Raw genomic sequence first — 12,967 nt, 5'->3', positions numbered from 1 at the left:
CGACGGAAGGCCGCCACCCGTGCGGATGGCGGCCTCCTGCGGGAACGTCCGCTAGCCGTTGAAGCTCTCGATGCACGAGGTCACCGGGTCGACGGACAGCGCCGGGTCGTCGTACTCGGCCTCGTACTTCTTGATCAGCGCCTTGTAGTCGTCCAGGACACCCTCCGCGTTGCTGAGCCCCGCAGCGGTCGCGTTGCGGACCCAGAGCTCGTCGTTGGTGTAGGTCTGGCCGTCCACCAGCGCACCGAGCTCCTTGAAGTCGGCGACGGCGTCCTCGTCCCACGCGGTCAGGCTCTGCACGTTCGGGATGCTCGAGATCATCTCGCACTGCTCATCGGTGCCGACGAAGTGCGTTCCGTCCGCGCTGTCGTAGCCGTTCTTCCAGACCTCGATCTCGGCGCCGGAGTTCAGCTCGTCGGCGACCTCTTCGAGCGTCGCCTTGATGTCGTCCGGGAACTCGTCGTAGTAGTCCTTGGCCCAGTACATCGCGAACTCGGAGTACACGCCCAGCCCCGGGTCGACCCAGTACTTCAGCACCTCGCCGAGCTTCCAGGCCACGACGAAGTCCATCGCGCCCGCCGCCGCGCTGACCAGACCTGTCGAGAACGAGTTGTACGCTTCGTCGGCGGTCACCTGCGTGGGAATGACGCCGGCGGCGGCGAGGTTCGGAGCCGCGATGGTGCCGGCGGTGCGCATCGTGAGTCCCTTCAGATCGTCCGGACCTTCCAGCGGCACATTCGATCCGACCAGCAGGTTGCCCACCGACCACGTCGAGACCGAGTACAGGTTCTTGGCATCCAGGAACGCCTTCACGTCCTCGTTCGTCGCGGTCAGCTCCGCCATCGCCGCAGTGATCGCGGCCGAGTTCGTCGGACCGAAGGTGATCTCCGGGAGCGAGTTGGTCACGAAGATGGACGGCTGGTAGTTGGGCACTGTGACCAGCAGCTGGGCGCTGCCGTCCTCGAGGCAGGCGTACTGGTCGGCCTGCGCGCAGATCTCGTTCGCGGTGGTGCGGTTGAACGTGATCGCACCGTCGGTGCGTTCCTCGACCTGGTCCATGTACCACTCCTGCCCGGGTCGCAGAACCGACTGATCGGCGGCGACGGAGGTGATGGTGACCTCCCATTGACCCTCCGAATAGCCGCCGCCGGTCTCCTCCCCGGAGCCGCCCGACGGCGTACCGCTGCTGCAGCCCGCGAGAACGGCCGCCGCCGTCACTGCGACCGCGACGCCGGTCAGCAGTCGTCGTTGATTTGGTGAAAACATCGGTGTTCTCCTTGGTGTGTTGTGTAGGTGTGATCGGGACGGTGAGCCGGTATCAGCTCCTTGGAGCGCTCGTGGCGCGACGTGCGGGCGCGGTCATGGTGCAGGGATCGTGGGGATCTCGGCCGGTATGCCGTTGAGTGCCGCATTCACGGCGTCGGATACGAATGAGGGCAGCCACAGGCTCAGCTCCGGCCACAGGTAGAGGATCACCAGGACGACGAGATCGACCACGATGAACGGCAGGATGCCGACGAAGACGGTGCCGCTGCGGACTCTGGCCACCCCCGCGGCGACGAACGAGTTGATCCCGACGGGCGGCATGACCATGCCGATCTCCATCAGCTTGATGATGAGGATGCCCAGCCAGATGCTCATCAGAAGCTCGGCAGCGGCCTGCGTGGGCGCGTTGGGGAAGAAGCTCGTCGCCAGAGCCATGCCGATCGGATGGATGATCGGAACGCTCAGCAGCAGCAGCGACATCTCCTCCAGGAACATCCCGAGCGGGATGAGGCAGATCAGGAGAATGGCCATCAGGATGTGCGGGTCCAGGTCCCACTCGCCGACGGCCTGCTTGATCCCGTTGGTGACGCCCGCGTGGACGAAGAACCTCGAGAAGATCACCGACCCGAAGATGATGAAGAAGACCATCGACGTGGTCGCAGCGGTATCCAGCAGAGAATCGCGGATCTGGATGCTCAAGCCCTTCGGCCCGAGCTTGCGCCGTTCGATGATGAGGATGATCACCGAGACGACCGCACCGAACGCGGCCGACTCGGTCGGTGTGAACAGGCCGGAGAAGATGCCGCCGATGATCACGGTCGCCAGCACCACCACGTAGACGACACCGCGCCACGGGAGGTTGCGCCAGTTCTTCGTCTTCGCGCTCAGCCCGATGCTCATCGTGAGCGTTCCGGTGTCTGTGCGTCGGGTGTTGCCCTCGACGGCGGCCCGTGCCCTGGTCTCCTGCTGCAGCGATTCGAACGAGGCGATGAAGTTGAGATCCTCGGGCTTGCGGAGCTTCTCCACGCCGACCCGGCGAGACCCGATCGCCATGATGTAGACCACGTAGCCCAGGAAGGAGATGGCGACCGGGATGAGACCGGCCACCAGCATGGGGGCCACGGAGGTGTTCGTGATCACCGCGTAGATGACGATGAAGGTGCTCGGGGGGATGAGGATGCCCACCGTGCCGGCGACCGCCACCATGCCGGTGGCCAGCCCGGCGGGATAGCCGTGTCGGCGCATCTCGGGGACCGCGAGCTTCGACATGGTCGCGACCTTCGCGATCGACGATCCGGACACCGCCGAGAACCCGGCCGCGGCGATCACCGTCGCCACGCCGAGGCCGCCCGGCAGGTTGCGGGTGAAGTAGGCGGCGATCTCGAGGGCGTACTCCGCGATCCGCGCCCGGACGGCGAACAGGCCGACCAGCATGAACATCGGGATGATCGTCAGCGTGAAGCTGTAGGAGTTCTGGAACGTCTCGTTGACCATCACCGAGACCGCCACGGTGGGCGTCTTGACCATCATCAGGCCGAGCGCCCCGGAGATTCCGAGTGCGAAGCCGATGGGCACCCGGATCGCCAAGAGCAGGAACATCAAGGCGAGGGTGATCCAGATCGCCAAAGTCGAGTCGATCATCGGCGCTCGTCCCCTTCCGCTTCGGGTGACCGGGCGCCGTCGAACGAGAGCTCGTGCTCGGCGAGACTCGCTGCTCGCAGCGCCTCTCGGTCGGTGAGCACACCCGGGGCGCTCACCGGCGCGTCATCGAACTGCATGACATCGTCGTAGGGCCGTCGACCTCGGAGCGCCCGCAGCAGGTTCAGGAGCACGACCAGCAGGAACGGCACCAGCGCGGCCGCGAACACCCAGCGCCAAGGCCACAGGGGAGTCAGACCGACGCCGTTGATGACCGTCTCGGGCACCGGCCAGGTCCGCCCGATGGCCCGCTCCACGGATGCCCACAGCAGCCACACGAGGTAGCCGCTGGCCAGCGCCCAGATGACGATGTCGAGGATGTGGTTCGCCTTCGGGCCGAGTCGCTCCGTGACGACCTGGACGGAGACCTGCTCGCCGCGGACCGTCGTCCATGCCATCCCCGCGAAGGTGGCCGTCACCAGCAGACCGCTGACCGTGTTCGTCACGTCGAACGGCTGACCGAACCACCTGGCGACCACCGACGAGACGAACGCGGCGACGATTCCCAGCGTCGCGAGCGTCGCGATGATGGCCGATACCGCAGCGGTCCACACCACCACGTTCTCCACGACGGGGATGGGGTCGTCCTTCAGTCCTGGTGCACTCATCGTCGAGCCCTCCTAGTCGCTCGGTGTCGACCCGAAGCTTCAAGGAGCATGACGCTACCGCACCGGCGCAGCGGTCGCGACGGATTCCTCGGGACACGAATCAACGTTTCAGCCACGCCGTCGCGGCCTCCTTGAACCGGCGGGACGAGACGGCGCTGGTGTGCGAGCGGGCCGGCAGCGAGACGTACTCCGCGCCGATGGCGCGGGCGAGCGCATCGCCGCCGGCGGCGATCGTGTCGCGTTCGCCGTTGACGATGCACGTCGGCGTGGCGGGTGCCGCTCCGTGCCGGAGCGGCGGCAGCGCGTCCGCGCGGATGCCTTCGACGACGTCCATCAGGCGGGACAGATCGTTGCCGGGGACCAGCGCGGCCATCCGCATCAGCGCGGCGGTCGGCGGGTGGGTGATCGCCGTGCCCCGGAAAGTGGCGGTTCGCGCGGCATCCAGGTCGAAATCGGTCAAGGGCGAATCGGATGCGAAGCCGCCGAGCACGAGGGGCCCGATCCGCCGCGGGTGGGCGATGGCGAGGTCCCAGCCGAGCCGTGCCCCGAACGAGTAGCCGAGGTATCCGACCCGATCCAGGTGCAGTGCCTCCAGCACGGCGACGAGGTCGGCGAGGAAGAGCTCGTGGCGGTAGTGTTCCGCGCCCGGCGGCCGACCGCTGTTGCCGTGACCGCGCAGATCGACGACGATCCCGCGCAGTCCGGCCTCGTGCAGGGCGGTGTCCCACCCGGCTCGTCGCCAATTCTGTGCACCATTCGACGCGAATCCATGCACCAGAAGAACAGGCCGGCCGTCCGCGGAGCCCACGTCATCCCACGAGATGGGCACCCCGCCGGACTGGACCGTCGGCATCAGTCCTCGTCATCGGGTGGACGCAGCGCCACCCGCCGGACCGGTGTCTCGTCCGCGGCCGGGATCGTGCCCACGATGCCGGCCGTCTCGTCGGCGACCTCGAAGGTGATGAGGGGGTCGCCGACCCGAACAGACTCGCCCTCCTGCGAGCCCAGTCGCGCGACCACACCCGAGACGGGTGAGGGGAGTTCGACCGCGGATTTGGTGGTCTCCACCTCGACCAGCACGTCGTTGCGCTCGACCAGGTCCCCGACCCGCACATGCCACTCCAGGATGACAGCATCCTCGAGCCCCTCACCGAGGTCGGGCAGGGGGAAGGACAGTTCAGCCACGGCGGTACTCCAGCACTCGTTGCATCCCGAGCAGGATGCGATGGACACTCGGGATCTGCTCGTCCTCGAGGGCGCCGGAGGGGGTCGGGACGTCGTAACCGGTCACGCGCTGCACCGGCGCGCGAAGCCTGTCGAAGAGCCGCTCGGTGATCCGCGCCGAGACCTCGGCTCCCAGCCCCGCGGTCCGCGCCGCTTCGTGTACGACCACCGCGCGCCGGGTGCGGCCGACCGACTCGGCGATCGTGGCGGTGTCGATGGGGGAGAGCCACCGCAGGTCGACCACTTCGGTCTCGACGCCGTCCTCGGCCGCGATGTCGGCCGCGCGCAGTGCCCGATCGACCATCGCCCCCCAGCTCAGGATGCTCAGGTGCGTGCCCGGGCGGACGATCCTCGCCCCCCGGACGCCTCCGGATCTCGCCAGGTCCACCTCGCTCTTCTGCCAGTAGCGCGACTTCGGCTCGAGGAAGATCACCGGGTCGGGATCCTGGATCGACGCGCGCAGCAGGTGATAGGCCTCGTGCGCGTTCGAGGGGCTGACCACTTTCAGGCCGGCCACGTGCGCCCAGAAGGCCTCCGTGCTCTCCCCGTGCAGCTCCGGAGCGCGGATGCCGCCGTAGCTGGGAACGCGCAGGGTGATCGGCATCGGAAGCCGGCCGCGACTGCGATACCGGTATCGCGCGACCTGGGAGACGATCTGGTCGAAGGCGGGGTATGCGAAGCCGTCGAACTGGACCTCCGGAACAGGGCGGAATCCAGCGATCGCCAGGCCGACGGCGGTGCCCAGAATCGCCGACTCCGCCAGCGGTGTGTCAAAGACCCGTACCGCTCCGAATCGCGCCTGCAATCCGTCGGTGACGCGGAAGACTCCACCCAGAACGCCCACATCCTCGCCGAAGACGAGCATCCGGGGGTCGGCTTCCAGCTCGTCGGCCAGAGCGCGATTCAGCGCCTGCTGCACGGAGAGGGTCTGCGTGGTCCTGCTCGTCCCGTCCGAGTCGGCACGCATCGTGGCGGTCATGCGCGAGCGTCCTGGGCCCAGGCGTCGCGCTGCTCGACCAGGTCGTCGGTGAGCTCCGCGTACACGTTCTCGAACAGCGTCTCGCCCCCACGGGGTGGAAGGGTGGTCAGGTAGCTGCGGATGCCCTCCAGCCAGACGGCGGCTTCGGAGTCCACCTCGGCGACGAACGACTCGTCGATGATGTCTCGCTCCAGCGCGCTGCGCCGGTAGCGGATGACCGGGTCCTCCCCGGCATCCCGGCGTTCGTCCTCGAGGGTGCGGTACCGCCCGGGATCATCCGATGTCGCGTGCGGTCCGCGTCGGTAGATGCGGGATTCGATCAGCGTCGGCCCCTCACCGCGTCGCGCGCGCTCCACCGCGTCCATCACCGCGGCGCGGACCGCCAGCAGGTCGTTGCCGTCGATGGCCACGCCCGGGAAGCCGTACCCGGCGGCGCGGGCCGCGATGGAGCCCCCGGCCACCTGCTCGGCCAGCGGCACCGAAATCGCCCACTGGTTGTTGCTGACCAGGAACACCACGGGAAGCTTCCACACCCCCGCGAAATTCATCGCCTCGTGCGTGTCGCCCTGGCTGGTGCCGCCGTCGCCGATGCAGGCGAGGGCGACTCCGTCGCGCCCGTCGATCTTCTGCCCGAGCGCCCAACCGACCGCATGCGGTCCGTTCGAGCCGACGACGGACTGGATGGGGGTGAAGCGCGACGCGACGGGATCGAAGGATCCGCCGTTCCAGTCGCCGTTGTGGTTTCCGAGGTAGCCGAGGATGTCGACCCCCATCGCGAGGGCGAGCCCCAGTTCCCGGTACATCGGAAAGACGAAGTCCCGGGTTCGATCCAGCGCTGCGGCGGCTCCGACCTGCGTCGCTTCGTGGCCGATCGACGGCGGGAAGCCGGGAATGATCCCCTGCCGATGCCAGCGGACGAGCTCGACGTCCAGCGCACGGGCGCGTATCACGCAGGTGTACAGCTCGCGTTCTTGCTCGCGGGTCGGTTCAGGCACGGCGGCACCTCATTCCGTGGACGATAAGCCGATCGAAGGACCGATATCTGTCGCACCGGAGAGCCGGATTCCGTGCCTCTTTTTCAGGCACAGGCGGCGCCGATGCCGCCTGACAACGGTCAGCATAGCGTGCGGTTCAGTCCGGTGCGCCGGGGATCCACCTCGTCAGCGCCGACGGGTGCTGGGCGAACTCGCTCTCGGACGCGGTGGTGAACACCTCCCGCGTGTAGGGGAACAGGCCGGAGCGGAAGTCCACGCTCTCCAGGAGCTCGGCGATGTTGCGCTGCACCTCGACCAGGCCGCCGAGCGGCATCCCGCCCGCCTCGTAGTCGTGCGCGAGCGCCTTGGTCAGGCCCTGCCGCAGTGTGGCGCCGTCGGCGAGACCGCCGTACAGGATGGCCTGTGCGGATGCCGGATCCAGCCCGAGTCGTTCGATGAGCCAAGCGGTCTCGGCAGCGGCGACGAAGTTGATCGAGACGAGGAAGTTGTTGATGAGCTTGAGGGCGAGCCCGCGACCGGGGCCGCCGAGATGGGCCACGCGCTGCGTGTAGGCCTCGGCGATCGGGCGCAGCTGGTCGACGCCCGCGGCGTCGCCGCCCACCGCGCAGACCAGGGTGCCCGCCGCGGCGCCCATCGGTCCACCCGAGACGGGCGCGTCCAGGTAGTACGCGCCGCGCTCCGCGAATGCCGCGGCGACCCGCTCGGCCAGCAGCGGTGAATACGTGCCGTGATCGGCGAAGAGCTGTCCCGGTCGCGCGTGGCGGAGCAGCCCGCCGAGATAGACCTCCTCGATCGCCGTGCCGTCCAGCAGACACCCCAGGACCACATCCTGGTCGGCCACGTCTGCGAGCTCGTCAGCACGCGTGGCCCCCGCCTCGAGCAGCGGCTCCAGCGCCGCCGGGGAGCGCCCCCAGATCTTCACGTCATGGCCGGCGGAGAGCAGATTGCGCACGATCGGCGCACCCATCGCTCCGACGCCGGTGAAGCCGATCCTCGTCATCACCGGGCCTCCCGCTCGCGGAGATCCTCGTCCACGAGGAAATCGAAGTCGCAGCCCTCGTCGGGCTGGAGCGCATGCTCGGCGTACAAACGGCCCCAGCCACGCCGCGGCGGTGCGATGCCCACCGTCACCGGCCGGCGCGCGGCCAGTTCGCCGGGCGGCACCAGCAGGTCCAGCCGGCCGGCGTGCGTGTCCAGTTCGATCTCATCGCCATCGCGCACGTACGCCAACGGGCCGCCGACCGCGGCTTCGGGAGAGACGTGCAGGACGACGCTGCCGCTGGAGGTGCCGCTCATCCGGGCGTCCGTCACGCGCAGCATGTCGGCGACGCCGAGCCGGACGAGTTTGGCGGGGATGGGCACGTGCCCCACCTCCGGCATGCCGGGGCCGCCCTGGACGCCCACGCCGCGGAGCACGAGCACGGAGTCCGCGTCGACGTCCAGGTCTTCGCGGTCGATCTTGGACCACATGTCCGCGACACCGTCGAACACGATCGCCCTTCCGCGGTGACGACGTTTGCCGGTAGCGGCGCCGGCCAACTTCATGACGGCGCCGTTCGGCGCGAGTGACCCGCGCAACACGCATATTCCGCCGTCCGGAGTGAGGGGTTCAGCCGGATCGGCGATCGGGCCGTCGCCGATCCGGGGCGCGACCCCGTCGAACACGTCACCCCAGCTGCGCCCGTCCGCGGTGAGCTCCTGCTCGTGCAGCAGGTGGCGTATGCCCGCAGCGACAGCCGGGACCCCGCCCGCGGCGTCCAGCTCGCTGAGCAGCGCGCGTCCGTTCGGCTTGACGTCCGTGATGAAGGGCGTCGAGCTGGACCATTCCCGGAGCCGTTCCTGTCCGATCCGCAGGCCCGCCCGACCGGCGATCGCTTCGAGATGGATGAGCGCGTTCGTCGATCCGCCGAGGGCGCAGGTCACCCGCACCGCGTTCTCGAGGGACGCCATGGTGATCCGCGCTCGAGGTGCGATGCCCCCCGAGACGACCTGCACGATCAGCCGGCCGCTGGCCTCGGCGATCGACTGACGCTCGGGCGCCGCGGCGGGCGCGAGGGCGGAACCGGGCAGTGCGAAGCCGAGCAGCTCGCCGATCGCGGCCATGGTCGTCGCGGTGCCCATGACGTTGCAGGTGCCGGGGCCGGCGTGGATGACTCCCTCGAATTCCGCCCAGTCCTCGTCGCTGAGCTCGCCCACCCGACGTCGGTCGATGATGTCCCATTGCGCCTCGACGGTCGTCGGTGCGCCCTTCCAGCAGGCGACCGGCCGTGGCCCGCCCGTGACCAGCACCGCCGGCGTGCCCGCGCTGATCGCGCCCATCAGCACCGCCGGAACCGTCTTGTCGCACCCGCCCAGAAGCACGACGCCGTCGATCGGCGACGCCAGGACCGTCTCTTCGACGTCGATCGCGAGGAGGTTGCGCAGGTACATCGAGGAGGGCCGGCTGAACGGCTCGCTCACCGAGATCGTCGGGAATTCCAGTGCCAGCCCCCCGGCGACCTCGACGCCGCGCTTGACAGCGGCGGCGAGCTCCCGGAAACCCGAATTGCACGGATTCAGCTCGCTCCAGCTCGTGCAGATCCCGATGATGGGATGCCGGCGCACCTGCTCGGCGCTGTACCCCTCGGCGCGCAGGAACGCGCGATGCACCATGCCGTCCGCGCCCGGATCCCCGAAGATCCGCCCATCGAGCCGATGTATGTGTTCCTGGGACATCCTTGTTCCCTTCGCGCCGTCGGCAGAGCCCCGCTCCGTCGGATCAGGCTCCTTTGGAATCGCCGTCGATGGACAACGCCTGGCCGCTGATCGACCGCCCCGCATCGGAGGTCAGGAATGCGATCAGGCCCGCGATCTCGTCTGCGGTGACGAAACGCTTCAGGGACTGGTTCGCCAGCGCGGCATCCCGCTCCTGCGCGAGCGACCGCCCGCTGCGCTCGGCCCGTCCGGCCAGCACCTGCTGCATGCGCTCGCCGGCGACCGCACCGGGCAGCACGGCGTTGACCGTGACATCGAACTCACCCAGCTCCAGTGCGAGCGTCTTGGCGAAACCGATCAGGCCCCACTTGCTCGTCGCGTATGCGAGCCGCTGCGGGTACCCGACCCGCCCGGCCAGCGATGACATCACCACGATCGCGCCGCAGCGGGATTCGATGAGGGCGGGCACGGCGGCCTGGGTGACCCAGAACGTGCCGTCCAGATTCACCTGCATGACGCGACGCCAGTCGGATTCGGAGATGTCCTGGATCGGCGCCGTGGGACCGCCGATGCCGACGTTGTCGACCAGGACGTCCAGTCCTCCCATCTCCGCGACCGCTTCTGCCACGAACGCGCGCGCCGCCGTGCGGTCCGCGATGTCGCACCGCCGCATGGTCACGCCGGGAATGTCGCGGTCGGCGGCTTCGCCGACATCGCACCCCCAGACGATGTCCCCTCGACGCACGAGTGCGTCCACGACGGAACGGCCGATGCCGCTTCCGGCACCGGTCACGATCGCGCGCCGCGGCGTTTCCTGCATGAGATCTCCCACGTTATAGTCCGCGGCCCGGGGTCAGAATCGCCCGGGGATCCAGGGCGGCTTTGATCCTGCGCTGCGTGTCCAATGCGACCGGGTCCAGCTGCCAGGTCATCTCCTCATACTTCACCGATCCGACACCGTGCTCTCCGGTCACCACGCCCCCCACCGACAGGGCCAGCCGGGTGATCGCGTGCACCACCGCCTTCGCGGCGGCGTATCCGTCCGGGGTGTCCTCCGCCTCGACCGTCGGGTGGAGGTTTCCGTCGCCCGCATGCGCGACGGTCGCGATTGCGCGGTCATGGCGGCGCGCGATCTCCTGGATGCCGGCGAGGACCGCGGCCAACGCTCCCAGGGGGATCGCGACGTCGCATCCCATCCGCAGCCCGTGCGCGGTCAGGGCAGGATGGGCGAGCCGCCGTGCGTCGAGGAGCTCCTCGCCCTCTGCGATCGAGGCGTCCGTCGCTCCCTCACTCAGGCACAGCGCCACCATGCTCTCGGCGGCCGCGCGGGCGGACGGGCCGACGGTCTGCCCCACCAGGAGGGCGGAGACGCCGTCGGTGCGCAGGTCACCCGCGCGGTACGCCTCGATCATCCGGACGCTGCTCGCGTCCAGCAGTTCCAGCACCTCGGGCACCAGCGGCCCGCGGGAGATCGCGCCGACGGCGTCGGCGGCTGCGGTGAGCGAGGCGAAGGACGCGCGGAACGAACAGGACGTGCCCCGCGGCACGGGGGCGAGGAAGACGGTGGCCTCGGTGATCACGCCGAGCGTTCCCTCCGAGCCGACGAACAGGCTCGTCAGATCCAGCCCGGTGACGTTCTTGCGGGTGCGGGAACCCGTCCGCAGCGCTCTGCCGTCGGCGAGCACGACCTGCAGAGCGGCGACCGACTCGCGGGTGACCCCGTGGGCCAGCGCACGCAGCCCGCCGGCGTTGGTGGCGATGTTCCCCCCCACGGTGCAGTGCCGGGCGCTGGCCGGATCGGGGGCGAAGAACAGTCCGTGGGCGCGAGCCGCCGCGTCGAGGTCGGCGGTGATCACTCCCGGTTCGACGACGGCGATACGGTCGACCGGATCGATGGAGAGGATGCGGTTCATCGCCGCGGTCGACACGACGATCCCGCCCGGGTAGGCGACGGCGCCGCCGGCCGTTCCCGTCCCGCTCCCGCGGACGGACACGGGCACCCGCGCGTGATGCGCCCAGCGCAGTGTGGTCACGATGTCGGCGGTGTCGGCCGCCTCCACCACGGCCGCCGCCGGTCCTTCGGGCCGCGCGACCGACGCGTCCCGGGCGTACGGCGCGATCTGGTCCGGGTGCAGCAGGAGACGGCCGTGCAGCATCCGTCCCAGTTCGGCGCGCACGCGGGTGCGCCGGTCCGAGAGATCGTCGGGAATCGGCGGCCCGTCCACACCGGATGTCATCGGTGCGGCGGCGTCTCGGTCTCGTAGTCCAGGACGAGGGTGCCCTGAGTCGCCCGGTAGTAGCGCTCGAACGCACCCGTATCGGCGGGGTGCGGGTACAGGACGACCAGCTTGTGCATCTCGGGCCTTTCCACAGGTGACATCTCCATGGTGGCCCGGCCGGACCGGAAAGCCGCGGACCCGCGGGCCGGCCTGCGCAGGGGAGGCACAGCTGTGCGCCGATGGACAAGTCCGCAGTGGGACCGGTGGCACACACTGAGCGGAGGAGGTCGGTGCCTGCGCGGCAGTGTCGCGCCGTCGCGGCCCGCAGCACGCACGAATCGGGAGTACGCAGCGATGGTGGATGACAAGACTCTTCAGGTGGGCTTCGTGGGTCTCGGGATGATGGGCACACCCATGTCACGCAATCTCGCGCGCGCCGGGGTCGGCCTCCGCGTCTACGACGCGGACGCCGACCGCACCCGGACCGTGGCATCCGAGCTCGGTGTCGCCGGGGTCGTGGACCCGGCGGAGCTGGCCGCGTGCGACGTGATCGTCACCATGCTCCCCACCAGCGCGATCGTGCGGTCCGTGTTCCTGGACGGCGACGGTGCACTGCGGATCCCGCTGCGCCAGGGGACCGTGGTGGTCGACATGAGCTCATCCGACCCCACCGAGACCGTGGCGACCGGGCGTGCGCTTGCCGCCTTCGGTGTCCGCCTGGTCGATGCCCCGGTCTCCGGAGGTGTGCCCCGGGCGGCCGACGGGACGTTGGCGATCATGATGGGCGCCGACGACGAGGATGCCGCGGCCCTGGCCGAACGGGTGGTGGAGCCGATGAGCCGGTCTGTGTACCGCACCGGCGGGCTGGGCACGGGCGACGCGATGAAGGCGCTGAACAACTTCGTGGCCGGCGCCGCGTTCGCCGCCACGTCGGAGGCACTGATCGCGGGACGGCAGTTCGGCCTGGACCCGCAGCTGATGATCGACATCCTCAACGATTCGACGGGCCAGAGCTTCTCATCGACGCACGTCTTCGGGCCGCACGTCGTCGCTGAGAAGTACGCCAGCGGCTTCTCCCTGCCCCTGATCACGAAGGACATCCGCATCGCGCGCGACCTGCAGCGCGGCATGGGGCGCGATGCGCCGGTGTGCGAGGCGGTAGCGTCGAGCTTCGAGGACGCGCTGGACGCCCTCGGGGGCGTGGACCACACCGCGGCATACCGCTTCTGGAGCGGCGAGACGCGCTGACCCTGCGCGTTCGCACCCTCGGACGCACGCAGATCG

13 protein-coding genes are annotated in these 12,967 nt (G+C 69.4%); 1 reads left to right on the top strand and 12 read right to left on the bottom strand.

The features are described 5' to 3' along the window. Positions 1–51 precede the first annotated feature (51 nt). The 12 genes from dctP to QNO12_RS12975 all read right to left on the bottom strand — a co-directional run bounded on the left by dctP (position 52) and on the right by QNO12_RS12975 (position 11,835). Entirely contained in the window at positions 52–1,266 is a 1,215-nt protein-coding gene (gene dctP / locus QNO12_RS13030; protein WP_257503123.1) for a TRAP transporter substrate-binding protein DctP, read from the bottom strand. A 93-nt stretch (positions 1,267–1,359) separates the two neighbouring features. After that, positions 1,360–2,907, bottom strand: a complete 1,548-nt coding sequence (locus tag QNO12_RS13025; RefSeq protein ID WP_257503122.1) for a TRAP transporter large permease — start codon at positions 2,905–2,907, stop codon at positions 1,360–1,362. After that, a complete protein-coding gene (locus tag QNO12_RS13020) occupies positions 2,904–3,572 on the bottom strand; it encodes a TRAP transporter small permease (RefSeq protein WP_257503121.1) in 669 nt (222 codons plus the stop codon). The genes QNO12_RS13025 and QNO12_RS13020 overlap by 4 nt, the downstream gene beginning before the upstream one ends. Before the next feature lie 100 nt (positions 3,573–3,672). Beyond that, positions 3,673–4,425 (bottom strand): alpha/beta fold hydrolase, encoded by a 753-nt coding sequence (locus QNO12_RS13015; protein WP_257503120.1) that lies wholly within the window; start codon positions 4,423–4,425, stop codon positions 3,673–3,675. After that, positions 4,425–4,757, bottom strand: a complete 333-nt coding sequence (locus QNO12_RS13010; RefSeq protein ID WP_257503119.1) for a biotin/lipoyl-containing protein — start codon at positions 4,755–4,757, stop codon at positions 4,425–4,427. The genes QNO12_RS13015 and QNO12_RS13010 overlap by 1 nt, the downstream gene beginning before the upstream one ends. Next, positions 4,750–5,775, bottom strand: coding sequence for an alpha-ketoacid dehydrogenase subunit beta (locus tag QNO12_RS13005; protein ID WP_257503118.1), 1,026 nt, complete (start codon positions 5,773–5,775; stop codon positions 4,750–4,752). Before QNO12_RS13005 ends, QNO12_RS13010 begins: the two co-directional genes overlap by 8 nt. Further along, the gene (locus QNO12_RS13000; protein ID WP_257503117.1) at positions 5,772–6,770 is read right to left on the bottom strand and encodes a thiamine pyrophosphate-dependent enzyme; all 999 of its coding nucleotides are present in this window, start codon (positions 6,768–6,770) and stop codon (positions 5,772–5,774) included. Before QNO12_RS13000 ends, QNO12_RS13005 begins: the two co-directional genes overlap by 4 nt. Before the next feature lie 136 nt (positions 6,771–6,906). Then, positions 6,907–7,770 (bottom strand): NAD(P)-dependent oxidoreductase, encoded by an 864-nt coding sequence (locus QNO12_RS12995; RefSeq protein ID WP_257503116.1) that lies wholly within the window; start codon positions 7,768–7,770, stop codon positions 6,907–6,909. Next, positions 7,770–9,485 (bottom strand): dihydroxy-acid dehydratase, encoded by a 1,716-nt coding sequence (locus QNO12_RS12990; protein WP_257503115.1) that lies wholly within the window; start codon positions 9,483–9,485, stop codon positions 7,770–7,772. The genes QNO12_RS12995 and QNO12_RS12990 overlap by 1 nt, the downstream gene beginning before the upstream one ends. Positions 9,486–9,528: 43 nt before the next feature. Further along, a complete protein-coding gene (locus tag QNO12_RS12985) occupies positions 9,529–10,284 on the bottom strand; it encodes an SDR family oxidoreductase (protein ID WP_257503114.1) in 756 nt (251 codons plus the stop codon). 13 nt (positions 10,285–10,297) lie between these two features. Continuing rightward, the gene (locus QNO12_RS12980) at positions 10,298–11,701 is read right to left on the bottom strand and encodes an FAD-binding oxidoreductase (protein ID WP_257503113.1); all 1,404 of its coding nucleotides are present in this window, start codon (positions 11,699–11,701) and stop codon (positions 10,298–10,300) included. Next, positions 11,698–11,835 carry an EthD domain-containing protein gene (locus tag QNO12_RS12975; protein WP_257503112.1) on the bottom strand — a complete coding sequence of 46 codons (138 nt, stop codon included), beginning with the start codon at positions 11,833–11,835 and terminating at the stop codon, positions 11,698–11,700. The genes QNO12_RS12980 and QNO12_RS12975 overlap by 4 nt, the downstream gene beginning before the upstream one ends. A gap of 205 nt (positions 11,836–12,040) precedes the next feature. On the opposite strand from QNO12_RS12975, the gene QNO12_RS12970 reads away from it, so the two are divergent. Beyond that, entirely contained in the window at positions 12,041–12,931 is an 891-nt protein-coding gene (locus QNO12_RS12970) for an NAD(P)-dependent oxidoreductase (protein WP_257503111.1), read from the top strand. The last annotated feature ends 36 nt before the right edge of the window (positions 12,932–12,967 follow it).

Source organism: Microbacterium sp. zg-B185, assembly GCF_030246885.1.
Taxonomy (GTDB): domain Bacteria; phylum Actinomycetota; class Actinomycetes; order Actinomycetales; family Microbacteriaceae; genus Microbacterium.
This window is presented reverse-complemented; position numbering and strand designations above follow the sequence as displayed.